This window comes from Marinobacterium profundum (assembly GCF_001528745.1).
Lineage (GTDB): Bacteria > Pseudomonadota > Gammaproteobacteria > Pseudomonadales > Balneatricaceae > Marinobacterium_A > Marinobacterium_A profundum.
In genome coordinates this window covers 36,757-61,340 of the sequence record NZ_BCNS01000128.1, presented here as the reverse complement: position 1 = coordinate 61,340, position 24,584 = coordinate 36,757, and the positions used below count along the sequence as shown (strand labels likewise).

20 protein-coding genes are annotated in these 24,584 nt (G+C 57.9%); 14 read left to right on the top strand and 6 right to left on the bottom strand.

Annotated features, from left to right (window positions below; translation table 11 throughout):
• Nucleotides 1-143: 143 nt before the first annotated feature.
• Nucleotides 144-788, top strand: coding sequence for a recombinase family protein (locus MPRO_RS14585; RefSeq protein WP_067294068.1), 645 nt, complete (start codon nt 144-146; stop codon nt 786-788).
• A gap of 131 nt (nt 789-919) precedes the next feature.
• Here the strand turns inward: MPRO_RS14585 and MPRO_RS14580 are convergent, their stop codons facing one another.
• The 4 genes from MPRO_RS14580 to MPRO_RS14565 all read right to left on the bottom strand — a co-directional run bounded on the left by MPRO_RS14580 (nt 920) and on the right by MPRO_RS14565 (nt 5,053).
• Nucleotides 920-2,449, bottom strand: coding sequence for a tripartite tricarboxylate transporter permease (locus MPRO_RS14580; protein WP_067294065.1), 1,530 nt, complete (start codon nt 2,447-2,449; stop codon nt 920-922).
• Nucleotides 2,449-2,901 carry a tripartite tricarboxylate transporter TctB family protein gene (locus tag MPRO_RS14575; RefSeq protein ID WP_067294063.1) on the bottom strand — a complete coding sequence of 151 codons (453 nt, stop codon included), beginning with the start codon at nt 2,899-2,901 and terminating at the stop codon, nt 2,449-2,451. The genes MPRO_RS14580 and MPRO_RS14575 overlap by 1 nt, the downstream gene beginning before the upstream one ends.
• Entirely contained in the window at nt 2,898-3,911 is a 1,014-nt protein-coding gene (locus MPRO_RS14570; RefSeq protein ID WP_067294061.1) for a Bug family tripartite tricarboxylate transporter substrate binding protein, read from the bottom strand. Before MPRO_RS14570 ends, MPRO_RS14575 begins: the two co-directional genes overlap by 4 nt.
• Nucleotides 3,912-4,390: 479 nt before the next feature.
• A complete protein-coding gene (locus MPRO_RS14565) occupies nt 4,391-5,053 on the bottom strand; it encodes an IclR family transcriptional regulator (RefSeq protein WP_067294058.1) in 663 nt (220 codons plus the stop codon).
• 134 nt (nt 5,054-5,187) lie between these two features.
• On the opposite strand from MPRO_RS14565, the gene MPRO_RS14560 reads away from it, so the two are divergent.
• From MPRO_RS14560 to MPRO_RS14540, 5 genes are read left to right on the top strand one after another with little or no spacing between them, the layout of a single operon-like run.
• A complete protein-coding gene (locus MPRO_RS14560) occupies nt 5,188-6,348 on the top strand; it encodes a CaiB/BaiF CoA transferase family protein (RefSeq protein WP_067294054.1) in 1,161 nt (386 codons plus the stop codon).
• Between the two features lie 24 nt (nt 6,349-6,372).
• A complete protein-coding gene (locus MPRO_RS14555; RefSeq protein WP_067294052.1) occupies nt 6,373-7,203 on the top strand; it encodes a citryl-CoA lyase in 831 nt (276 codons plus the stop codon).
• A gap of 56 nt (nt 7,204-7,259) precedes the next feature.
• The gene (locus MPRO_RS14550; RefSeq protein WP_067294049.1) at nt 7,260-8,264 is read left to right on the top strand and encodes a TAXI family TRAP transporter solute-binding subunit; all 1,005 of its coding nucleotides are present in this window, start codon (nt 7,260-7,262) and stop codon (nt 8,262-8,264) included.
• 28 nt (nt 8,265-8,292) lie between these two features.
• Nucleotides 8,293-10,197: a TRAP transporter permease gene (locus MPRO_RS14545; RefSeq protein WP_067294046.1), complete on the top strand. Its 1,905-nt coding sequence runs from the start codon at nt 8,293-8,295 to the stop codon at nt 10,195-10,197.
• Nucleotides 10,194-11,123 carry an SMP-30/gluconolactonase/LRE family protein gene (locus MPRO_RS14540; protein ID WP_067294044.1) on the top strand — a complete coding sequence of 310 codons (930 nt, stop codon included), beginning with the start codon at nt 10,194-10,196 and terminating at the stop codon, nt 11,121-11,123. Before MPRO_RS14545 ends, MPRO_RS14540 begins: the two co-directional genes overlap by 4 nt.
• A 777-nt stretch (nt 11,124-11,900) precedes the next feature.
• On the opposite strand, the gene MPRO_RS14535 is transcribed toward MPRO_RS14540, so the two are convergent.
• Nucleotides 11,901-15,374 carry an indolepyruvate ferredoxin oxidoreductase family protein gene (locus MPRO_RS14535; RefSeq protein ID WP_067294042.1) on the bottom strand — a complete coding sequence of 1,158 codons (3,474 nt, stop codon included), beginning with the start codon at nt 15,372-15,374 and terminating at the stop codon, nt 11,901-11,903.
• A 192-nt stretch (nt 15,375-15,566) separates the two neighbouring features.
• On the opposite strand from MPRO_RS14535, the gene MPRO_RS14530 reads away from it, so the two are divergent.
• The 8 genes from MPRO_RS14530 (at nt 15,567) to MPRO_RS14495 (ending at nt 23,586) form a co-directional block, all read left to right on the top strand.
• A complete protein-coding gene (locus MPRO_RS14530; RefSeq protein WP_067294040.1) occupies nt 15,567-16,043 on the top strand; it encodes an Lrp/AsnC family transcriptional regulator in 477 nt (158 codons plus the stop codon).
• A gap of 53 nt (nt 16,044-16,096) precedes the next feature.
• Nucleotides 16,097-16,996: a LysR family transcriptional regulator gene (locus MPRO_RS14525; RefSeq protein WP_067294039.1), complete on the top strand. Its 900-nt coding sequence runs from the start codon at nt 16,097-16,099 to the stop codon at nt 16,994-16,996.
• A gap of 104 nt (nt 16,997-17,100) precedes the next feature.
• A complete protein-coding gene (locus tag MPRO_RS14520) occupies nt 17,101-19,038 on the top strand; it encodes an aconitase family protein (RefSeq protein ID WP_067294036.1) in 1,938 nt (645 codons plus the stop codon).
• 138 nt (nt 19,039-19,176) lie between these two features.
• Nucleotides 19,177-20,166, top strand: a complete 990-nt coding sequence (locus tag MPRO_RS14515) for a TRAP transporter substrate-binding protein (protein ID WP_067294035.1) — start codon at nt 19,177-19,179, stop codon at nt 20,164-20,166.
• Nucleotides 20,167-20,230: 64 nt separating this feature from the next.
• Entirely contained in the window at nt 20,231-20,731 is a 501-nt protein-coding gene (locus MPRO_RS14510) for a TRAP transporter small permease (RefSeq protein WP_067294034.1), read from the top strand.
• Between the two features lies 1 nt (nt 20,732).
• On the top strand, nt 20,733-22,028 hold the full coding sequence (locus MPRO_RS14505; RefSeq protein WP_067294029.1) for a TRAP transporter large permease: 1,296 nt from the start codon (nt 20,733-20,735) through the stop codon (nt 22,026-22,028).
• A gap of 21 nt (nt 22,029-22,049) precedes the next feature.
• The gene (locus MPRO_RS14500) at nt 22,050-22,790 is read left to right on the top strand and encodes an RraA family protein (RefSeq protein ID WP_067294026.1); all 741 of its coding nucleotides are present in this window, start codon (nt 22,050-22,052) and stop codon (nt 22,788-22,790) included.
• 271 nt (nt 22,791-23,061) lie between these two features.
• The gene (locus MPRO_RS14495; protein WP_067294023.1) at nt 23,062-23,586 is read left to right on the top strand and encodes a gamma carbonic anhydrase family protein; all 525 of its coding nucleotides are present in this window, start codon (nt 23,062-23,064) and stop codon (nt 23,584-23,586) included.
• A gap of 57 nt (nt 23,587-23,643) precedes the next feature.
• Here MPRO_RS14495 and MPRO_RS14490 read toward each other — a convergent pair whose 3' ends face one another.
• Nucleotides 23,644-24,573: a LysR family transcriptional regulator gene (locus MPRO_RS14490; protein ID WP_067294020.1), complete on the bottom strand. Its 930-nt coding sequence runs from the start codon at nt 24,571-24,573 to the stop codon at nt 23,644-23,646.
• Nucleotides 24,574-24,584 lie beyond the last annotated feature (11 nt).

Here is a 24,584-nt window from a genome sequence, read left to right as displayed (position 1 = left end):
CGCCGAATTTTTGTCACTTAATAATCAGATCTACCCCTTTGTAAGTCTTACAATAAATAACGGGTTAAGTGACAATTTTTCACCAAAAGACTACTATTCCACAGATTGTCACTTAATCGAACGTTTATATTACAGAGGCTTTCATGCAGATCGGTTACATGCGGGTGTCCAAGGCGGACGGTTCTCAGGCAATGGACTTGCAGCACGACGCGCTGATCGGGGCCGGAGTAGCGGTGAACGATGTATATGAAGACATGGCCTCGGGGCGAAAGGATGACCGACCCGGATTGGCTGCATGCCTCAAGGCCCTTCGTGACGGTGATACCTTGGTAGTGTGGAAGCTTGATCGGCTTGGACGTGACCTACGCCATTTGATCAACACCGTTCATGACCTCACAGCTCGGGGCGTCGGATTGAAAGTGCTGACCGGTCACGGTGCAGCCATCGATACCACCACTGCGGCGGGCAAGTTGGTATTCGGGATCTTCGCGGCACTGGCCGAGTTCGAGCGAGAGCTGATTTCTGAGCGGACAGTGGCCGGACTGGCCTCGGCGCGCGCTCGCGGCAGGAAAGGGGGACGCCCCTTCAAGATGACCGCCGCCAAGCTACGCCTGGCGATGGCCGCCATGGGCCAGCCGGAAACCAAGGTGTCAGATCTCTGCGAAGAGTTGGGCGTTACCCGCCAGACACTTTACCGGCACGTTTCACCGAAGGGTGAGTTGCGTCCAGACGGCGGGAAACTGCTGTCACGAAGCGGATTCGCCCGCGAGGCGAGAGAGGAAACTTAGGAAGGGTCAGTAGATATTCGCAACGCCGATACTTCGGTCGTGTTCGATGCTTCAAATAGTAAAAATTCAGGATGACTACCCCGCGCAAAGCCGAGGCTCGTTGCAGGTAATCATCCTGAAGGTGCTCAGGTTTAATCTACGATACTGTGAGTCTTTTCTGCCTGTACAGCCATGCGCCGACGCAGGATGGGGCCGATAAGGTAGGGTAGCATCAGGCCGGCAATCGCCACTGCCCATATTCCCAACGACAGGCCACTGCTCCAGAGGATGGTCCAGTCACCGTCTGAAAGAGTCAGGGCGTGACGCAGGCTCTTCTCCATTTCAGGGCCCAGCAGCATGCCGAGGATGACCGGTACCAGCGGGATGTGCAGCTTGCGCAGCAGGTAGCCCAGCAGACCGAAGCCAATCATGAAGTACAGGTCCAGCGGGCTGTTGCTGATGGCAAAGATGCCCACTGACGCCACCAGGGTCACCACCGGCATCAGGTATTTGGGCGGAATGCTCAGCAGCTTAACGAAAATACCGATCATCGGAATGTTCAGCAGCAGTAGCATCAGGTTGCCGACGAACAGCGCCGCGATCACGCCCCACACCAGCTCAGCGTTCTGGGTGAACAGCATCGGGCCCGGCTGGATATTCAGCGAGATCAGCATGGCCAGCAGCACCGCCGTGGTACCACTGCCCGGTACGCCCAGGGTCAGCATCGGCACCAGCGCACCGTTAGCGGCCGCATTGTTACCGGCTTCAGGCGCCGCTACTCCTCGTGGGTCACCTTCACCGAAATACCCACTCTTGCCGACGACTTTCTTTTCCATTGTATAGCTGAGGAAGCTACCCAGGGATGCGCCAGCACCCGGCAGCACGCCGGCGATAAAGCCGAGCACGGAGCCGCGCAGGCTGGTCGGCAGTACCTGAATAATGTCTTTCATGCTCAGTTTGAGTTTGTTCAAAGCCATCTTCTTGAAGCCTTCGCCGGCGTGCATTTCAATAAAGAACAGCAGCTCGCTGATGGCAAAGAGACCAACGATGGCGATAATGAAATCCACCCCTTCGTACAGCTCCAGAATGTTGTAGGTGTAGCGCTGATTGCCGGTGCTGATATCGACACCTACGGTGGCGATCATCAGTCCCAGGCAGGCCGCCACGACAGTTTTGATTGGGTTCTTGCCGGTAATGCCGCCCAGGGTCGCAAAGGCCAGCGTAAAGAGCGCGAAGTACTCGGCTGGGCCGAAACGCAGTGCAAACTTGGCCAGTATCGGCGCCAGAATCACCAACCCGATGGTCGCCAGCAGGCTGCCGATAAAGGACGCAATCGCGGAGATCGCCAGCGCTTCGGCTGCCTTGCCCTTCAGGGCCATGGGGTAGCCGTCAAGGCAGGTCATCATCGCGGGTTCGTCACCCGGAATATTCAGCAGAATACTGGAGATACGACCGCCGTACATGGCACCCGCATACACAGAGGTCAGCAGAATCAGGGCTGAGCTCGCCGGCAGCCCAAGGCTGAAGGCCAGGGGTATCAGGATAGCCACACCGTTGGATGGGCCAAGGCCTGGCAGGGCGCCAATGATGGTGCCAAGGATGGCACCGATGGCTGCGAACATCAGATTTTCCGGTGTCAGTGCGACCGCAAAACCCTGTAGCAGGTAATTCAAGGTTTCCATCAGTTCAGTACTCCCTTCAGATCCAGAACACCGGCCGGTAGGTGCAGCTCAAGCAGGAAATTGAACAGTACATACACTACAACGGCGCTACCTAAACCGGTGGCAACGGAGGGCAACGGCTTGGCACCCATGCGCCAGCACAGCACGCTGACCATCAGGGTGGTGGCGGGAACAAAGCCCACCGGCTGCAACATCAGGGTAAAGATCGCCAGTACCAGCAGTACGAAGCCGAGCTCTGCCAGCATTTTCATATGCGGCCATTCTTCGTCTTCATCCGGGCGCACCAGCAGATAGACGCTGCTCAATCCCAGTATCACCGACAGTATTAGCGGGAATGTTTCCGGCCCGACAGCCTCGGATCCACCAAAGGGCTCGGGAAACATGGCAGCCTCCCAGCCGTAAACCACGGCCAGGAGGAGCAGAACTACACCGAGGATTCGATCCCCTATCATTTAATCAGCCCGATTTCAGTTGAGATTTCCTTGATGCTCTGCACCTGATCCCGAACGAATTGATCGAATTCGGCACCGGACTTGTGGAATGGCATCAGCCCATTCTGCTGCATGATGTTTTGCCAGTTAGTGCTGCTGTATACACTATCCATGGTGTCGACCCACCACTGGTACGCTTCATCGGAAACATCCTTGGGTACGTAGAATCCACGCCAGTTGGGGGCAACGGCATCGATATTCTGTTCACGGGCGGTGGGGATATTGTCCAGCGGCGCGGGCAGGCGTTCTTCCGACAGTACGGCCAGCACCTTCAGGTCACCGGACTCCATAAAGCCCTGTGCCTCGGAGATATCGCCAGTGAAGCCGTCGAGGTGTCCACCCACCACCTGGGTGATGGCTTCGCCGCCACCGCTGTATGCCAGATACTTGATTTTTGGCAGGCTGGCCGTGTCCAGGCCAGCAGCACGGCTCGCGATCAGTACTTTCAAGTGATCCCAGCCACCGGTTGCGCTACCGCCGCCAAACTTGACCGAATTCGGATCGTTCTTGAGAGCATTCATCAGATCGGTGAGAGTCTGGTACGGCGAATCCTTGGCAACGGCAATGACACCGTAATCGGCACCAAGCGCGCCGACCCAACGCACCATATCCTGATTCATGCCAGGAAATTGCCCCTGGGCCAGTCTAGTGGTGGTGGCGGTGCTCGCTGCAACAAAAAGTGCGCTGTCGTTAGCCCGTTTCGAGACGGTATGCGCGAAAGCGACGCCACCGCTGGCCCCCGGCATATTCACGGTTTGCACATTGCCGGAGATCGCACCCAGTTCGGTCAGTACCTTGCCGACGCTACGGCATGTAAAGTCCCAGCCGCCTCCGGGGTTGGCCGGGGCAATGCACTCAGCGCTACGGGATTGCTCGAACGCCTGTGCAGATTGAGCAACAGCACTGGCGCTCAGTGTGACAGCGACAAGAAAGGGAAGGGTATTTTTTCGCACCAAAGAGATTTTGCTCATTATTGTTCTCCGTTTGCGGATGTCGAATACATCCAGCGATGTCTGGTGTGCTCTGTTTGAGCGTTGGTATCGATGCGGCCGGCCCCGCCATTGCGGTGGCGTTGGCATCAATCTGCGCAAACAGCATGTTCTATTCTGCAGAATATGTTCTATCAGATAGATTGCCGAGGCTATTTTTTATTTGTTTGCTTGTCAAGGAAAACCGTCGATGCGGTGTTCGTTAACGCTGTTATTTACCAGCCCAAGCCCGTTTCGGCAGGTGCACTGGTGGGTTACCTGCGTGGAGGCACAGGCACGCTGAGCGCGGCATTTGGCATGCTGCGAGACTCGCTGACGGGGTTCGGCGCACGCCTATTGAACGACGGATATTGGGGGATCAGGGGTGAGAGGAGAGAGACTGTCGGATACAGGTTGTATGAGTTATCGGCCGTGCCGGCACCCGCAGGTGTCGGCAGTCGCACAGTGAGAGTGGGGGTGTCTCAGATGACAAGAGAGCCCTGTGGCAATTGCGTTTCCAGTTCCCGTGCCTTTTCAATCAGCACAGCGCTGTGTTCGGCTTCAGCACCCATGAAGCGCTCTTTCGGGCCGGAGAGAGCCAGTGCCCCCAGCAATTCGCCGGAGGGTTTGAGAATCGCTATCGCAGCTGCTGCTAGGGAGGGCTCCCGTTCCCCCACTGATACCGCGACGGTGTGCGGCTCAGTGCCATGGTTCAGCACTCGTGCTGCCGCGCCAACGCCCATAGGCAAGCGCGCACCTTCTTCAAGATGGTGACGCACTTCATGTCGGCCATTTTCGCGGAACCGGCAGATGCGCTCATCGCCTGCCCGGATGTAAAAAGACGCGGTCTCTCCACTGGCATCACGCAGGGATTTGAGTATCGGGCGAATCAGTTTCTCCACGTTTATGCCCTGACCTGACAGCGGAGCCAGGCGGGCGACCGCAGGTCCGATGCGGAAAATACCGCGCTCGTCCCGGGCCACGTAACCGAAAGCTTCCAGTGATGCCATCAAGCGCAGAATGGTGCTCTTGTAAAAGCCAGTCGCCCGGGCAAGCTCTGCTAGCGACAGCTCTCGCTGTTCTTCACTGAAGGCTTCCAGGAGGGTAAGGGCCCGTTCCACTGCTTCTACTCGCCGTTCTGCCATGAGAACTCTCCGAAAATTAAAACTAGATGTTGCATCAGGTAGAACGCTCATGCAACAGAAACAGAACGTTCTTGCAATAGAATTTGAACGTGGTTATTCTGCCCTGCATAACTAGTTCTGCAGAGGGGAATGATATGTCTACGCCACTTGCCGGCTTCAGGGTCCTGGATCTTACAAACGTTCTGGCTGGCCCGTTCTGTTGTCATCAGCTCGCACACCTGGGCGCTGAAGTTATCAAGATTGAGCGCCCGGGAAGCGGCGACCTGGCTAGGCAGTTAGGTGCAGATGCTGACCTGAATCGCGAGTTCATGGGCGTCTCTTTTCTTGCACAGAATGCCGGGAAACTCTCTGTCACGCTGGATCTCAAAAACGCGCAAGACAAGGAGCAATTCATTGAGCTGGTTAAAAGTGCCGATGTCCTCGTCGAAAACTATCGCCCCGGTGTCATGAAGCGTTTGGGGCTTGATTTTGAAAAACTCAAACAGGTCAACGAACGTCTCGTGTACTGCGCGATCTCCGGCTTCGGACAGGATGGCCCGCTGGCGAACTATCCCGCCTATGATCAGATTATCCAGGGCATGTCTGGTGTCATGAGTATTACCGGCGCTCCGGAAAATGCGCCGTATCGCGTCGGCTTTCCCCTGGCCGATACCATCGGCGGGCTGACCGCCGCCATGGCCATCAATGCCATCCTGGCTGAATCACCCCGCCAAGCGCGTTTCATCGATATATCGATGCTGGATTCTGTCCTGGCAACCATGGGCTGGGCCGTATCCAACCTTCTGGTTGCAGGACGTCAGCCCAACCCATTGGGTAATGACAACGTCACTGCCAGCCCTTCCGGAACCTTCAAGACTGGAGACGGGTTGCTCAATATCGCCGCTAATAAGCAGGAGCAGTTTGAAGCATTGTGTCGGGTGCTCGGTCAAGCGGCGTGGATTAGCGATGCGCGCTTCAAGGATCGCCATGCGCGGCTGGAGAATCGCCGTGCACTGGCTGAGCTGATTGAAGCGTCACTGGCTCAGAATACAACCGAACACTGGTGGAAATTTTTGGTAGATGCCGGTGTTCCCGCGGGGCCTGTGTATAGCGTCGCCGAAGCGCTGAATCATCCTCAGGTTCGCGATCGCGGTGTGATCGAGCGCTTTGAAGATACTCCGATCGGTCGTCCCATCGAAGTTGTCAGTGGCGGATACCGAATTGATGGGCAGCCACCCAGAGTTGCTACGGCACCGCCGGTGTTGGGCGCAGACAACGCAGCACTATTGCAGGCTTATGCCTCGAATAAGGCCTGATTTGTGACACGTGAGGGTAAGACAGTGAGTGAAGCAACATCCATTGATAGCCAGGCCGCAAACTGGTGGCAAACCGACATCATCGATATGCGCCCGGGTGAGATTCGTTATCGGGGCTACCCCATTGAGGAATTGATCGGGCGCGTCAGCTTTTCTGACATGGTTTGGCTCATGACACGTGGTGAACTTCCTTCGCCAGAGCAGGCTAAATTGCTGGATGCCGCCTTGATGAGCGCCGTTGATCATGGTCCCCAGGCGCCCAGCATTGCCATCGCCCGCATGGCGATGACCTGTGGTGGCAGTCTTAACAATGCCATGGCGTCGGCTGTTAACGTGCTGGACGATATTCATGGCGGTGCCGGTGAGCAGGCTGTGGAGCTGTACCAAGCCATTCTGGTGCGACTCGATGGGGGAGAGCCCCTGGAAAAGGCTACCGAGCAGGGTCTGGCAAGCTGGAAGGAACAGCATGGCAAGATCGTGCCAGGTTTCGGGCACCGCTTTCACCCGGTAGATCCGCGGGCACCGCGTCTGCTTGAACTCGTTAACGAAGCGGCTTCACGTAATGAGATTAACGGTCGCTGTGCCGGCATTGCCAGGGAAATAGAACGGCAATTGAGTACTGCCAAGGGTAAACCGATCCCCCTGAATATTGACGGTGCCACCGCGGTGATTTATGCCGAACTCGGCTTCCCGGCGGCGCTGGCCCGTGGGCTCTTTTGTCTATCCCGTTCGGTTGGAATTCTGGCCCATGCCTGGGAGCAGCAATGCCAGGGCGGCCGTAACAAGGGACCGATGCCCAAAGGATGGCTGTGGGATTACCGCGGTCAGTCGCAGCGGCCGGTACCTGAGCGTTGAGACATTTTGTCGGCGCTTAACCCGGTTTCATCACAACAATAAAATGAGAACAAAACATGAAAAGCAATCACGTTATTCGTCTTCTTAAAACCGCTGTTGTTGCAGCCGGCTTTAGCATCAGCGTCGCCAATGCCGCCGATCTGGTGGTCAGTGCGACGTCTCAAACCTCCGATGATTATGCGCTGTCGGTAGCCTGGTCCAATCAACTGGCCAAGCTGGAAAATGGCAACCGTTTGACCGTTGTCGACAATGGCAGCGTCAAGGGATTGAGGCAGCTGGCCGCCGGCCGTGTTGATATTGCGGTTATTGGGGCGCCCCATTATCTGGATGCGATTAATCACAAGGGTAATTTCAGCGAAGACCCCGAGCGCTTCACCAAGGCGTATGGTGAGCTGCGAAGCCTCTTTGCGATCAGCACCAGCGCCGGTCAGTATGTCGTGCGTGACAGTTCGGGCATCAAGAGCTTTGCCGAGCTGAAAGGACGCAGTATCGCCATCGGCCGTCCGGGCGGCAACGCGGGGCGGGTCAGCAGTGCGTTTCTTGAAGCCTACGGCCTGAAGCCGGAGGACGATGTTGATACACAGTACATCGATTACTCCGACGCGTTTAACCAGATGTCCAACAACCGTCTTGATGGCACCTTTGTCTGGGGCGGATTGCCACAGGCGGCTATCGACAACAGTTCACGTTCAATGGACCTGCGCTTTATCTCTCCTGAGGAAGACTCGCTCGAGAAGTTCCGTTCGCATATTACCGCCGGCGAACACTACCGTCTCAAGCGCATTTCGGCGCAAGAGATCGAGCAGGCGTATCAGGGGCGCGTAAAAGCGGACAGCGATGTGTATTTCTGGACCTTTCCCTATATGTTCGTCGTGAATACCAAGATGGATGACGACGTCGCCTATGACCTGACCAAGACCCTGTGGAGCAACCTCAGCGATGTAAAACGCACAAGCAGCGCGCTGAATCTGCTGCGACTTGAAGAGGCGACTACCGGCCTGACGGCTGAAATGCATCCTGGTGCCGCGCGTTATTTCCGTGAAATTGGATTGATCCAGTAAGTTTCAAATGCGGGCCCAGGAGACATTTATGCCAACGTATCAAAACAACATGGCAGGTCGGGCATTACATCTGCTCGGCTTGGCCGCTTGCGCGGCACTGACACTCTTCATACTCTGGACAACCCTGGGTGTGCGCTATCCGTCACAGATCATGTACGGCGTTAGCCTGATGATTGGGCTGATCGCGACCTATGCATTAAAGCCGGGTTTATTGGCTGCGAAGTGGCCCAAATGTGATCAGGCTTTGTCCTGGTTGTGCGTTGTCCTGACGCTTCTGACCAGCGGCTATTACCTGACTGAGTATGAAGCGATTGCGGCATTCCGCGAGGGTTTGCCCAATACCCAGGACATGATCTGTTACGCGGTTGGCACTTTGTTGGTACTGGAAGCCGCGCGTCGTGTAGAGGGGTGGACCCTGGTCGCTATCACCGGTGGCGCAATCCTTTACCTGCTGTATGGTGACCTGCTTCCCGGTGCCCTGGGGCATCGGGAGTTCTGGCTCGATGAAGTTTTTGACATCAGCTACAGCTACCAGGGAATTTACGGTATCGCACTTGGCGCGGTCGTCGATGTGGTGCTGATGTTCGTGATTCTGGGGGCTGCGCTACGCCATACCGGTGCGGGGGACTTCTTTAACTTTCTGGCGTTGCGGCTGGCTCAGGGCCGTCGCTCGGGTGCAGCGCAAGCGGCCATTATTGGTTCGGCGATGTTCGGGTCTGTTAATGGGTCTGCGCCGGCAAACGTCATGTCCACCGGCGTTCTTACCATCCCCATGATGAAAAAAGCCGGCTACAAAGGCAGTTTTGCAGGAGCTGTCGAGGCTGTTGCGTCCTGCTCGGGGCAGTTGATGCCACCTATTATGGGTGTCGGTGCCTTTATCATGGCCGAGATAACGGGCATTCCTTATCCGAGTATCGTGCTTGCAGCCGTAATCCCTGCGTTTCTCTATCTGCTCGCACTGTCCGCGGCGGTGGCATTTGAAGCCGGTCGCCTACGCCTGCAGCCTGAAGAGTCCAGCGACGACCCCTTTGACCGCAAGCGGCAAATGCAGGGTTTGGTACTGCTGGCAGGCTTTACCACGCTGATCGGTCTTTTGCTGTCCGGCTTCTCGCCGTCATGGTGTGGTTTATGGGCCTCAGTGGTGGTGTTGGCAATGGGGATGATCCTGCCAAAAATTCGTCTTTCGTGGCGTCAGCTTCTTGAGGTGCTGATTGATGGCGGCCGAGATGGACTTGCGGTACTGGTGTCTTGCGCGGCTATAGGCATTGTCATCGGTGCTGTCAGCGTGACGGGCCTTGGCGTAACACTGAATCAGGCCATCGTCAGTCTCGGCGAAGGCAACCTTGTATTGGCGCTGATACTGGCGGCCTGTTGCTCCATTCTTCTGGGCATGGGACTGCCAACCGCCGCTTCCTATCTGATGGTTATCTTTGTTGCTGGCCCGGCGATACTCGATCTGGGCGTCGATCTCCTGCAGGCGCACCTGTTCGTGTTCTACTACGCGGTCCTGTCCGCAATTACACCGCCGGTAGCGCTGGCCGTTTTTGCGGCAGCGGCCATTACGGGTGAGCGCTCCCTGAGCATCGCGTTCAGTGCGTTGCGTCTGTCCGTTGTCGCATTTTTGTTGCCCTTCGCGTGGATATTTCATCCCGAGATCAACCTGCAAGACGTCTCGCTGTCCACGCTTGCGAGCCTGATTGCGACGGTCGTTATGATGGTGATCGCCACCGTGGGTATCAGCGCCGCCAACGTGGGGTATTTCCAACGTTCGCTCAATGTCATTGAGCGTCTGCTGATTGCCGCCGCTGGCGTACTTGCACTGACGCAAGGCCTGGTGATTTCCGCCGTTGCTGCCGTTGTCATCATTGCAGTCATGTTCAATGCGTACCGTTCTGAATCCAACGGGACCGTCGCCAGCGAGGTATCGAAATGACACTCTATGCCCCTCCCATAACACGTCTGTGCGAAGTCTTCAGTACAGTCCCAGAAGCTTTGCGCCTGCCTGATGCGGCTTCTGACTGGATCAATGCCAACAAGCCCGGGCAGTCGGTACCGAGCTTCCTGGAAGGCCCCGTATTCGACAGTGCTGGCAACCTTTATGTCACCGATATTCCCCATGGACGAGTTCTTTGCGTCACGCCGGGCGGCGAATGGCGGGTGGTTGTGCAGTACGATGGATGGCCCAATGGCATGAAATTCGGCCCCGACGGGCGCCTGTGGATCGCTGACTACCGCCGTGGCATCCTGGCGCTGGATGTTGATAGCGGGGTGATTGACCCCGTACTGACGCACGCCGGCAGCGAGAGCTTTAAAGGTGTCAACGATCTGTTTTTCGACAGCCGTGGCCAGCTGTACTTCACCGATCAAGGGCAGACAGGACTACAGGATCCGACGGGCAGAGTCTATCGATACAACCTCGAGACGCAACGACTGGACTGCCTGATCAACAATGGCATCAGCCCCAACGGGTTGGTCTGCGACTTGGAAGAAAAGGCGCTCTTTGTCGCCATGACACGCGGCAACGGGGTTTGGCGCATCCCACTTAAGGACAACGGGGCCACGAGCAAGGTGGGAGTGTTCGTCCAGCTCGCCGGTGGCGTCTCGGGGGCGGACGGACTTGCCCTCGATGAAGCCGGCAATCTGTTCGTCTGCGATGCCGGGAACGGCTGCGTCTGGGTGTTCGACAAATTTGGACAGCCCCTGTGGAGGCTTGAGGCCCCGACCGGCGGCCGGACACTTACTAACCTGGCCTTTGGTGGCCCGGATCGACGCACTCTGTATATGACCGAATCGGCGACCGGCAGCCTATTGATGATACAGATGGAGAATGCCGGTAAAAAACTCCGGTTTACCCGGTAATGCTTTTCACATAAGCGGAGCCTTGCGATTCACCTGATAGCGGGTTTGAGATATCTTTACCGTCCTCGGCTTTTAGGGGCGAGGACGATCATCCAAGAACAGACTTACCACTTCTGTTCTCAGCTCAGAGAGCCTGCCCCAGTATCGCGATACTGGCTGCTCTGCTGTCATGACGATCATACTGGTAGGCTGGTGTAAAGAAGATCTTATTGGGTGTGCAATTATGGCTCACTGCGGCCTGACCCACTTCCCTCCTGATTACATCATAGTCGCAGAGTGTCTAGATCCAGGTTCTCACAGCCGTCCCGGGCCTCCAGACGAGGGAATACTTTTGGAGGAATTTCGTATTGATAAGGTATATTTCCATCACTGCCAGCTGAAGCAAGCTGTGAGGCCTGCCTCACCCCAACTTTCGAAAATACCCAACCTGACTAACTACTTCTTTCGCTTGTGTCCGGCGTAAAAGCGCTAGCTATGACTTGCAATGCCGATGTTCACACTGTGCCATCCGCTGGTGCTTGGAATCCCACGCTCTGGTGTCCTATGGCCTGTATTCCGCTTGTAGTTGAGGGCTGGGAACATTCACATGTGAAAGATACCGAGCAGCCACAAGTGGCATCTGGATCGATTGGTCAACTACCTGTATTTATAAAAAAGCGCAGGCTTTGGGAATCCATGAGGCCTGCGCAAGTGGATGCTCTGAGCGAGCTTAAATGTAAGTAACCACAGCGAACGAGATTGCTGCTAGCCGGATGGCCCCGGCTAGCGCCTTGGTGTTCAGGCGCGTGCCAGCTGACGAACCGGAATCTTCTCCGCCTGCAGCATTGCCTTCAAACGCTTCTCTTCTGCCTTCGCGGTTGCGATTGCCTTTTCTTTAACGTGACCGAAGCCGCGGATCTGTTCCGGCAGGCGGGCGAGTGCCACGGCGATGTCGTGGTTGTCGCTGCTGTTGCGGGCGATCAGCTCGTCCATCAGCTGTTCATAGTCGCTGACCAGTGCCCGCTCTGCGCGGCGCTCGTCGGTGTAGCCAAAGATATCGAAGGCCGTGCCGCGCAGGCCCTTGAGTTTGGCCAGCAGGCCGAAGGCCTTGAGCATCCAGGGGCCGAACTGGCGCTTGCGGGGCAGGCCGGTATGCGGGTCCCGCTTGCTGAGGATCGGCGGTGCCAGGTGGAATTCCAGCTGGTAGTCGCCCTCGAACTGGCTTTCGAGCCGGGCCAGGAAGGCGCCGTCGGTATACAGGCGGGCCACTTCGTACTCGTCCTTGCAGGCCAGCAGCTTGAAGTAGTTTTCGGCCACGGCGCGGGTCAGCGCAAGGCCTGCATCGGCCACATCCAGGCGTTCTTCATGGCGGCGCATCCGCTGCACGGCCTGGCGGTAGCGGTTGGCGTAGGCGCGGTCCTGGTAGTTCTCCAGGAAGTCGGCCCGCCAGTCGATCAGCTCGTCCAGGGTGCGGTTTTTGGGAGCCGGGGCCTGGCGCTGGTTGACCAGGGCCTCGACGCTGTCCTGTTTCCAGGCAGCGCGCCGGCCCCAGAGAAAGGCGCCCTTGTTCATGTCGATGGCGACGCCGTTGGTCTCGATGGCCTGTTCGATGGCGCTCGCCGACAGCGGCACCAGGCCCTGCTGGTAGGCAAAGCCGAGCATGAAGAGGTTGGTGGCCAGGCTGTCACCCAGCAGGCGGCTGGCCAGGTGGGTGCCATCGACGAAGCGGCACTTGTCGGCGCCTGCGGCGATCCTGATGGCTTCGCTCATGGATTCGCCCGGAAAGCTGAAATCCCGGTTGCGGGTGAACTCGGCGGTGGGTGACTCGTGGCTGTTGATCACCGCATGGCTGAGGTCGGTGCTGAGCTTGCCCAGCACTTCGTCGCTGGCCGATACCACCAGGTCGAACCCCAGCAGCAGGTTGGCCTCGCCGGCGGCGATGCGCACGGCATGGATGTCGTCCTGGCGTGCCGCGATCCGCACATGGGTGGTTACCGGACCGAATTTCTGGGCCAGGCCCGCCTGATCCAGCACCGTGGCGCCCTTGCCATCAAGGAAGGCCGCTGTGCCCAGAAGGGCGCCCACGGTGGTGACGCCGGTGCCGCCAATGCCGGGCAGCAGGATATTGAAGGGCCGCTCCAGGGAAGGCTGCACGGGTTCCGGCAGGTCGGCAAAGTCTCCGCTATCCAGGGCCCGGGGGCCGGGTTTGCGCAGGCTGCCACCCTTGACGGTGACAAAGCTGGGGCAAAAGCCCTCGACGCAGCTGAAATCCTTGTTGCAGGCGTTCTGGTCGATCTCGCGCTTGCGCCCCAGTTCCGTTTCCAGCGGCAGGATGGACAGGCAGTTGGACTGCACGCCGCAGTCGCCGCAGCCTTCGCAGACCGCCTCGTTGATCATCACCCGTTTGGCAGGATCGACCAGCTTGCCGCGTTTGCGCCGACGGCGTTTTTCGGTGGCGCAGGTCTGATCGTAGATGATCGCCGATACGCCCTTGTATTCGCGCAGCTCTCGCTGCAGGCCGTCGAGTTCGCGGCGGTGGTGGAAGCGCGTGCCAGGAGCAAAGTCGGTCCGGCTTGAATACTTGTCGGGCTCATCGGACACCAGCAGGATACAGCGGATGCCTTCGCCATAGAGCTGCTGACTTAGCTGCTGCACCGTCAGGGTGCCGTCGATGGGCTGGCCGCCGGTCATGGCCACCGCATCGTTGTACAGCAGCTTGTAGGTGATGTTGACGCCGGCGGCGACGGCCGCACGAATCGCCAGTATGCCGGAATGAAAATAGGTGCCATCGCCGAGGTTCTGGAACACGTGGGGAGTATCGGTGAACGGCGCCTGACCGATCCAGGTGGCGCCTTCGCCGCCCATCTGGGTAAAGGTCTCGGTGCTGCGGTCCATCCACATGGCCATGTAGTGACAGCCGATACCGGCCATCGCACGGCTGCCGTCCGGCACCTTGGTCGAGGTATTATGCGGGCAGCCGGAGCAGAAATGCGGCGGGCGCTGAATCACCTCGTCGCGGTGGCTGAGGTAGTCTTCCTTGTCGGCGAGGAACTTGAGGCGCTGCTCCACCCTGGGTCCGGAATACAGCGGGGCGATGCGCTTGGCAATGACCCGGGCGATCATGGCGGGCGTCAGCTCGCTGAGGTTGGGCAGCAGGGAAGCGCCCGCCTCGTCGAATTCGCCCACCACCCGCGGGCGCTCGTCCACCGGCCAGTTGTACAGCTGGCCGGTGACCTGGTCTTCGATGATGCTGCGCTTTTCCTCCACCACCAGGATTTCGTCCAGGCCCTTGGCGAACTCGTGCACTGCCACCGGCTCCAGCGGCCAGCTCATGCCGATTTTCAGTACCCGCAGGCCGATGCGGGCGCAGGTGCTCTCGTCCAGGCCCAGGTATTCCAGTGCCTGGAGCACATCGAGGTAGGACTTGCCGGTGGTGATAATGCCGATGCGCGGGTTGGGGCTGTCGAGCACCACCCGGTTCAGGTTGTTGGCGCGGGCGAAGGCCAGGGCGGCGTAAATTTTGTAGGTGTTGAGTCGCTTTTCCTGCACCAGCGGCGGGTCGGGCCAGCGAATATGGACGCCGTCCGCGGGCATTTCGAAATCGCTCGGGTAACGGACCTGCACCCGCAACGGGCTGACCTCCACGACGGCGGAGGAATCCACGGTTTCGGCGATGGTCTTCATGGCGACCCAGCAGCCGCTGTAGCGGGACAGCGCCCAGCCGAGCACGCCGTAATCGAGGATTTCCTGCACGCCGCAGGGGTTCAGCACCGGCACCATGGCGCCGATAAAGGCATGTTCGCTCTGGTGGGCGATGCTGGAGGATTTGCAGGCATGGTCGTCACCGGCCAGCAGCAGCACGCCGCCATGGGGCGACACGCCGGCGGAGTTGCCGTGCTTGATGACATCGCCGCTACGGTCCACACCCGGGCCCTTGCCGTACCAGAGCCCGAAAACACCGTCATAGCGGGCGCCCTCGAACAGGTTGACCTGCTGGCTGCCCCAGACGGCGGTGGCGGCGAGCTCCTCGTTGACGCCGGGCTGAAAATGAATGTGGTTGTCTTTCAACTGTGCACGCTGCTGCCACAGCGTCTTGTCCAGGTTGCCCAGCGGCGAGCCGCGGTAGCCGGAAATGAAGCCCGCGGTGTTGAGGCCGGCGGCCTGGTCGCGCTGGTGCTGCAGCAGCGGCAGCTGTGCCAGCGCCTGGGTACCGGTCAGGTAGTGCTGCCGGTTTTTGGCCTTGTCTGCCTGGTTTGCGTAGTCGATAGACACCGTGTCACCTCGTTCTTATTGATAGCCGCTGCGTAGTTGCAACTATGCTACAGCCTTGATATCGCATTTTTTTGTCTATTCATGCAGCATGTTGAGTAAAGTGTGCATGATTGTTTTATTATTTTATCCATAGTTGAATAAAAACACCGGTGTAGGGGCTTTTCACTGCACTGCCCGTTGGAGCCCGTTGCGATGAGTGCCACCCTGAGTCCACTGGATCGCCAGATATTGGCGCTGCTGCAAAGCAATGCCGATCTTTCCGCTGCCGAGATCGCCGAGCGGGTGGGGCTGTCGCAGTCGCCCTGCTGGCGGCGCATCAACCGCATGCAGGAGGAGGGCCTGATCAAGGGCAAGTTTGCCGTGCTGGAGCGCACTCGGCTGAACCTGGGGGTGGTGGTGTTCGCCGATGTACGCCTGTCGAGCCACGGCTGGGAAAACCTGGCGGAGTTCGAGCAGGCCATGGAAAACTATCCCCAGGTGGTCGAGTGTTACACCATGGCCGGCGCCAACGATTACCTGCTGAAAATCGTGATGCCGGACATCCAGCAGTACGAGGTCTTCGTGCGGGAGAAAATCCTGCGCCTGCCCCATATCAAGGAGCTGCATTCCAACATCAGCATGTCGGAGATCAAGTGCACCACCGAACTGCCGCTGGAGTACTGCGGCTGAGGCTGGGGCACCCGAGATGGCACGATGAGCGTGTATAAAACAGGAGTAGCAGGATGGAAAATCTTCTCAGGCGACTGGACTTCACTTCGCTGAGACTTTTCGTGGCCGTCTGCCAGGAAAAGAACATCGCACGGGCCGCCGAGCGTGAATTTATCGCGTCGTCCGCGATCAGCCGGCGTATCGCAGATATCGAAGCACTGATCGGGTTGCCGGTTATCGAACGGCATCAACGGGGGATCACGATCACTCCGGCCGGCGAGACGGTCTTGTACTATGCAAACCGTATCATTGCGGATGTAGAGGCACTGGGAGCGGAGTTGTCGCGCTTCTTTTCCGGTGCCAAAGGAAACGTTCATCTGGCCGCCAATATCTCGTCGCTGGTGCAGTTCCTGCCGGAGGACTTAGCCGCTTTTCACCGCATATTTCCCGATATTCGCATCGACCTCGAGGAACAGCACAGCGACGAGGTCATGAGCATGGTAGAGGAGCGCAGTGTCGATCTGGGTATCTGTCTGTCAAGCAGCGTAACGGGAGATGTAGAAACCCTGCCATACCGCACGGATCGACTCGCACTGCTCGTGCCGAGAACGCATCGGCTGGCATCGCGCAATCAGATCGCTTACGCCGAGATGCTGGATGAGCCTTTCGTGGCCCTCAAGACCGAAAGTGCTCTTACCGCACAGATGAATGAAAAGGCCAGGCTCGAAGGGCGGGATCTTGATGTGCAGCTTCGGGTCAACAGTCTCGATGCGCTCTGTCGCATGGTGCATGTCGGGCTGGGGGTCGCGGTGGTGCCTCAAATGGTGGGCGAGCTTTACATCAACACCCTTAATGTCGAGGTGATCCCGCTATCCGATGATTGGGGTATACGGGAACTGGTGATGGTATTTCGTTCCCGCGCCCAGCTAAGCGCGACGGCTAATACGCTGGTCGAGTTTTTGGCAGCGCGCTAGATAGCGTCTCGATTCGGCATGCCGGTCATGCCGATATGGCACTTCGTGGACGTGGTTACGGACCTTATAGTGATTCGAAACTACAAGAACGCAGGGCCACATTAATGCAAGACACCATTCGTTTCTCTGGCAGAATTCTCTACCTCTCTCAGAATCCGGATATCATCAGCGCCCAGCTCGCCGGACAGTCACCGTCGCTTGCAGAGTCGCTGCCGCTGCGGGACAACGTATCCACCGACGAAATTACCCCCACGACGACGATGCTGACCTACGATGAGCGTATCGGCCGGGATGTCTATATTGGCTTTAAGGCACGGGATGTGCTGCCAGTCGATAAGAATCAAATCCGTGATGGCGGCTTTCAGGTCACCGTCGGAGGCAAGCGTTATGGCAAGGGCTCGTCCCGGGAATCGAGCCCGCTGGCCGAGCTGTCCGCCGGCATCCGGCTGATCGTTGCCGAGAGCTTCGAGCGCATCTACCAGCAAAACTGCGACAATATCGGCATCCTGACGACCACCGATTTCTCGGTGCTCGAACGCATCCAGGCCGGCGAATCGATTCCGATCTCTGAATTTCTCAAGGGCCGGGACGAATTGACGCAACAGGTGATTCGCAGCGGCGGCCTGCTGGCTTATAGCCGCTTCAAGCGATGGCCGGCGCCAGTGGATCGTCTGTCTTCCACGACCGAGCCGTTGACACTGGTGGAAAAGATTATCAACCGTAAGCTGCATCCCGAGTTTAGCGAAAGCGGGCGCGGGCAGGGTGTTTTCGTTGCCGCCGACTGGCGTTTCAGTCACGACTACTTTACCGGCATGGCCGCGCATCTGATGCATCGCGCTTTCGGTAACCCTGTTGGGCTGATACGTCCGGATCAGATCATCGCTTTTCAGGATCACCTGATACTCGCGGATCAGAGTTATCCCCACATTAGTCAGGGCCTACTGCCCGGGGTCGAGAATCTGGCCCAGGGGCATCGAAACTTCGCCCGGCAGTATCCGGTCAAGGCTCATGGTGCGCTAAAGGACGAGCCCGGCTCAGAGGGCATCTGCCACGCCATGATGGCCGAGCGCTATGCCTTGCCTGGCCAGGTGGTGGTAGGTACCGATTCCCACACGCCGCACGCCGGTGCACTCGGTTGCCTGGCGTTCGGTGCCGGTGCCACCGATATAGCCAACAGCTGGGCCACTGGTTATATCCGCTGCAAGGTGCCTGAAACTCTTAGGGTTGAGATTGAGGGGGAGTTGCGTCCCGGCATTACCGCCAAGGATATCGTGCTGCACCTGCTACAGATGGACAGTATTCGCAACGGTGACGCCATTGGCCTCGTGTTCGAATACGGTGGCGCCGCGGTGCGGGCGATGTCGGTGGACGAGCGGGCGACACTGACCAACATGGTGGCGGAGCTTGGCGGTTTTACCGGTATCGTCGAGCCGGACGAGAAAGTGGTCCAGTTCCTGAGTCAGCGACGGGGTGTCGAGGTTTCGATCGAACCCTGGATGAAGAGCGACCCGGGGGCCAGTTATCACGATGTGATCCGGATCGATGCCTCGCGCATCGGTTCCATGCTGGCCCGTCCCGGCGATCCGGGTAACGGAGTAGCTGCCGAGCAGCTGATCAATAGGGTCGATGTCGATATCGCCTACGGCGGATCCTGTACCGCCGGTAAAAGGGTCGACTTCGATTGCTATCACGAAGTGCTGGCATGGGGCCTGGCCAACGGCCTCAAGGTCACAGAGCGTACCCGGCTCTACCTGCAGTTCGGTACATTGGACGTGCGTCAATACTGCAAGGAGCGCGGATACCTCGAAACCTTCGCACAGGCCGGGGTCGAACTCATCAACCCGGGTTGTGGTTCCTGCGCGAATTGTGGCCCAGGCGCTTCCACACGCAGTGAGCAGGTCACCATCAGTGCCATTAACCGCAACTTCCCCGGGCGTTCCGGCCCTGGGCAAGTCTGGCTGGCCAGTCCCTATACTGTCGCCGCCAGTGCGCTGGCAGGCCATATCACTACGTTCGAACAGCTTCGAGAGCAGTATCGGTGACAGGCGCTGTCTGCGAGCGGCCGCCTGTCCCGGCGTTGCCAGCCACCTAGATCGTATTCAAACAGAGCGTATTCAAACCGCAACAAGTGTCGAATGGCACTCTCCATTCATGCCATAAAAACAACAGGAGCCACAATAATGAAAACAAACATATGCAAGTCAGCTGCCCTCGTGACGTTCATTACGGCGGGGGCAATTGGCACCCTGTCGCTACCGGTGCAAGCAGTGGAGTCAGTCACACTGCAGCTGGCGACAATCGCTTCGCCCGGCAATGTCTGGCTGGAGGCGGCGCAGAAGTTCTCCGACGGTGTTGCCGAACGCACTGATGGCAAGGTCAGTATCCAGATTTCCCACTCAGGAACCACGGGCTCGGTCAGGGAAAGCGTCGAGGCGCTGCAGATTGGCACCAATGACATTGTCCAGACCGTCATCGCTTCTCTGGAGCCGTACGATGATTTGGCCGCGATCGAATCCTACCCCTATCTGATTCGTGATGAGGCCCATTTCGACAAGGTCTTTAACGGCCCGGTGGGTGAGGAGCTGTACGACGCCATTGGTCAGGCTACCGGCTTCAAGTTGATTGGCGCTGGCTTTCGCGGCGCGCGTGAAATGGCCTCAAAAAAGGCGGTAAATACCCTTTCTGACTTGCACGGCATCAAGATGCGGGTCCCGGAAATTCCGGTGTTTAGGCGTACCTGGGAAAGCCTAGGCGCCAGCCCGATCCCGATGTCCTCCAAGGAAGTCTATACGGCGTTGAACGAGGGAATCATCGATGCCGTCGAGAACCCGCTTGAAGCCCATATCCGTTCCCGTTATTACGAGGCCGCCGATTATGTGATCATGACCAATCACGTTTATGGCGCCTATACCTTCCTGTTCAGCGACGGGCGCTTTGCCTCGTTCTCCCCGGAACTGAGGGCGATTCTTGAAGAGGAAGGCCGCAAGGCGATGCAGTGGGGTGGCGAACAGACCAAGAAGGAGATTGAAGGCTACAAGACCCAATTGCAGGCGCACGGCGTCACCATCCTGTCGCCGGAGTTGAGTGCGTTTCGCGAGGAGCTGAAGCCGCTGGCCGGTGAGTTCCCGAAGCTCAAGCCCTGGATCGAGAAGATCGCTGCAGTGGAATAGCCACAGCCTGTTGTCTGGTATAGGTCCCTGGCATCAGTCAGGGGTCACATCGAGAGGTTTGTACATGCAGAATCTAACTCGGCTGGCGGGACGGCTGCAGGCTCTGATCGAGGCAACCGCGATGATCATGCTGGTCATCATGCTGGTTGCGATCGCCTACCAGGTATTCGCCCGTTACGTGCTTAAAAGCCCGACCTTCTGGTCCGAAGAGCTTGCGCGCTTTCTCATTGTTTGGGTCACCATGCTCGGTTCCGCTACGTTGATTCGAGAAAATGGGCATATATCGGTGGACTTTTTTGTAAACCGATTACCCCCAGCGGGCCAGCGCATACTTCGCTTCATAAGCGACTGCCTGGTGCTCTTGATGTGTGGCTCGATCGCTTACTACGGTAGTTTGCTGGTCAAGTTGGGCGGACGCACCGCTTCGTCTGGACTCGGTATCAAAATGGCCTATCCCTATCTCGGTATCGTCGTTGGTGCGCTGCTTATGGCGCTGCTGCTTTTGCTCATTCGCCTTGGCGACTGTAAGCAGCCGTCAACGCAAGTAAAAACGGCGGAGGTGTAACATGGAAATCGATGCACTTATGCTTGTGCTCTCTGCATCAATGGTCATGTTGATGGTGATTGGCCTGCCGGTAGCCTTCGCGATAATTCTCGGTTCGTTCATCGTGATCTGGCTGCATGGTGGAATCAATCCTGTGATTGCGCCGCAGCGCTTGTTTGCGGGCTTAGATAGCTTTTCGTTACTGGCTGTGCCTTTCTTTCTTCTGGCTGGATCCATCATGGTCACCGGCGGCATAAGCCAGCGCCTGATAGCTTTTGCCAACAAGGTCGTCGGCCGTATGACCGGCGGGCTCGCTATCAGTAACGTCATGACATCGATCATGTTCGGGGGCATCTCTGGCTCTGCAGTGGCTGACGCTAGCGCAATGGGCAAAACGTTTATCCCGGCGATGGTCGATAGCGGTTATGACCGCCGTTTCGCAGTCGCTGTGACCGCGGCGTCCGCGCCCATTGCCCCACTGATTCCACCATCGATCGCCTGGATCGTTTACGCCTATATCACAGATCAGTCCGTCATCCGCATGTTTATCGCGGGTGTCGTACCAGGGTTGATTTGGGGGCTGGCGTTGATGGTGGCTTGCTACTGGATTGCGAAACGCAAAGGATATCCGACGGCACCTGTCGCATCATTGCTCGAGATCGGCCTGGCGCTGTGGAAAACATTGCCTGCGCTGCTGATGCCGATATTTATCATTACCGGCATCCGGGCTGGCATCTTTACCGTCAACGAGTCGTCGGCCCTGGCGGTGCTCTACGCCATTTTCGTCAGCACGGTGATTTACCGCGAACTTACCCTCAAGGCACTGATTGAGTCGGTGCGTGATGCGGTGCGTCTGACCGCATCGGTGATGATTATTCTGGCGGCGGCGACCCTGTTCTCCTGGATTCTGGCATTCGTGCACCTGCCTGATGCTCTGGGCAGTTGGATTACCACCAACATCAACTCGCCGCTTCTGTTCCTCTTGCTGATCAATGTGGTGCTGCTGTTCGTCGGCACCTTCATGGAAGTGAACGCGGCAAAGGTAATGCTGCTGCCGGTGCTGTTTCCGATTGCGGTTTCGTTCGGCATCGATCCGATTCACTTTGGTGTGATCGTGACGGTAAACCTGTGCCTCGGGCTGCTTACGCCGCCGGTTGGTATCGTGCTCGCCCTGACATCCAAGATCGGAGGCATTTCAATCGAAGAAGGTTCGCGCGGGATACTGGCGTTCCTGCTGGTCGGGTTGCTCGTACTGGCCATTCTGACGGCCTTCCCCGTATTGTCGACCGGGCTGCCGGACCTTGTCCTAGGCAAGTAATTCAGCAATAAAGGCATAGAAATGCAGAAATCAACAGAGCAACCTAACCCGCCCCTCAACGGGCGGCGTTTGCTGGCGGCGAGGCTTCAGTGGCTCGGCAGTGCGCTGCTAAGCGACGTGCTTGACGAGGCTGGCTTCCCGCACCAGGTTTTGCACCGCAGCTTGGCACCGCTGTCTTCGAGCGCTGGGTTCTGCGGGCCTGCGCGTTGTCTTGGCGGGGGGGTGAAGGTCGCTGTTGGCTCCGAGGTGGCCCCCGGTGGTCTGCTGACGCCCTACGCGATGGCAAGCGAAGCGGTGCCTGGCAGCGTCACGGTACTGTCAGCTGGCGGCTTCGACGCGGGGGCAGTTCTCGGTGGTATGCTGGCGCGCGATCTACAGAGTCTAGGCGTGCTCGGTCTCGTGACTGACGGACTGGTACGCGATAGGGAGGAGATAAACGTATCCACATTTCCGGTGGTCTGTGCGGGGGTGACGCCAGTCAATGGTGCACGGCGCTGGAGCATTGTCAGCATTGGTGAGCCGATAGCATTGCCCGGGCAGCATGGGGGGGGTGTTAGTATCCGTGACGCAGATCTGATTCTGTCTGATAGCGACGGCGCCATTGTCGTACCGCAAGCCATCGCTCAGGACGTAGCCCAGATGGGGGAAGAACTTGCACGCCGGGAAGCGGAAATCGAACAGCTGCGCAGTGGAGAAAATATAGCCAGGCTGGCGGAAGCCAGAACCGAACGTTTCAGTCATATTCGATGGCTGAGAAGCTGAACGGATATCGGATGAACAACTGGTATGAGTGGTGCGATATCTACGTGAATTAAAGTGACTGCTATCTGGTCTCTCAGCTTTTTCGAGGGTGGATATTCAATTGTTATAATTTATCGTTCTCTTGGTCCATGATAGTTTCGGTTGCCAGTGGCGAGAGCAGCTAAGAATTGGTTCCCTCAATAGCAGTATCATCCGCCATTTATACGTTAGGGGTACCCGGTCAAGCTCGGGGCGCCTGTGTTTCAGCTTTTAACAATCGGGGTGCTAATCGATGGCAATCTTCAAATACGACAGCTTTGTGCCGCAGATCCATGATGATACCTATATCGCCGAACAGGCGACTGTAATAGGTAAGGTCGTACTGCAACAGGGCGGCAGTATCTGGCCGCAGGCAGTACTGCGCGGCGACAATGAAGCCATTGAGATCGGCACCGGCAGCAATGTGCAGGAAGGGGCGGTAATGCATACTGACCCCGGCTTTCCACTCAAGGTCGGGGCGGGAGTCACCATTGGGCATCAGGCGATGCTGCACGGCTGTGAGATCGGCGACGGCTCGCTGATCGGCATTCAGGCGGTGGTGCTCAATGGCGCGGTGATCGGCAAAAACTGCCTGGTCGGGGCCGGCGCGGTGGTGACGGAAGGCAAAGTGTTTCCGGACAACTCCCTTATTATTGGGGCACCGGCCAAGCGGGTGAGGGACCTGACCGAAGAAGCCATCAACGACCTCAAGGCGAATGCGGAACACTATGTCGATAAAGGGCGGCAGTACAAGACCAGGCTCGAGCGAATTGGGTAGTGTTGACGCTCAGCCGATAGTGTAGCGGGTAGCCGGCCGATTCGAGGCCGGCTGCCATCAATGCAACAGGCTGCGACAGGGCCAGCGTCCTGCCTCGATCTCAGCCTTGACCATACCCAGAGATAACTCCCGAATCAGTTGTACGGCCCTTGAGTGCGGGCGGTCGGGCAGCTCGCATAAATACAGGGTGCGCACGATCTCCGGAGCTATGATAGGGCGGCTGACCAGGTCTTTGGTTCCGGTCAGATTGTTCAGGTTGGCGAGCGAGTCGATCATGCAACCCAATCCGCCTTTCAGGAACAGCTGCGCCGCGTGGACGCTGTCGGTATAGAGACGGGCGTTCTGCTCGAGCAGCTTCTGCAGCCTTGCCTCATCCATCACTGCACGTCCCTGTACCCCTTTCCTCAACAGCACATACGGCATTTTGGTCAGCTCGTCCAGGCGGATCGGGGAAGGACTGTCGCCGATCACGTCACGTCGGCCGATACAGACCATCTTTTCTTCCAATAACGGTGTCAACTGGAGCTGCGCATCCTTGCTCGGGTTATAGGCAATCGCCAGGTCGACCTCGGATTCCAGTAGTCGTTCGACTGTAACCCCTGACAGGCTCTCGGCGATGGTAAGTCGAAGTTTGGGATGTGCCCGCATTACCGTTGCCATCAAAGAGCTGCCGATAGCGCGCACCGAAGAATAGGCCATGCCGATTGCGACTTCGCCTGTGATCTCCGATGAACTTTCGTGCATGTCTTGTTCGGCGAGTTGGATCGCGCGAAGAATGGCTGTGGCATGGGCATAGAGCCGCTTGCCCGCATCGTTCGGCGTGACGCCACGGGACTGCCGTATCAGCAAAGGTACGCCAATGCGGTGCTCGAGATTGCCGAGATGGTGCGCCAGCACTGACGGTGCCGAACGCTCGACCTCCGCGGCGCGGACGATGCTGCCGGCGTCGCAGATGGCTTTGAAGATTTGTAGCTGTCGAATGTTCATATGGTCTCAGC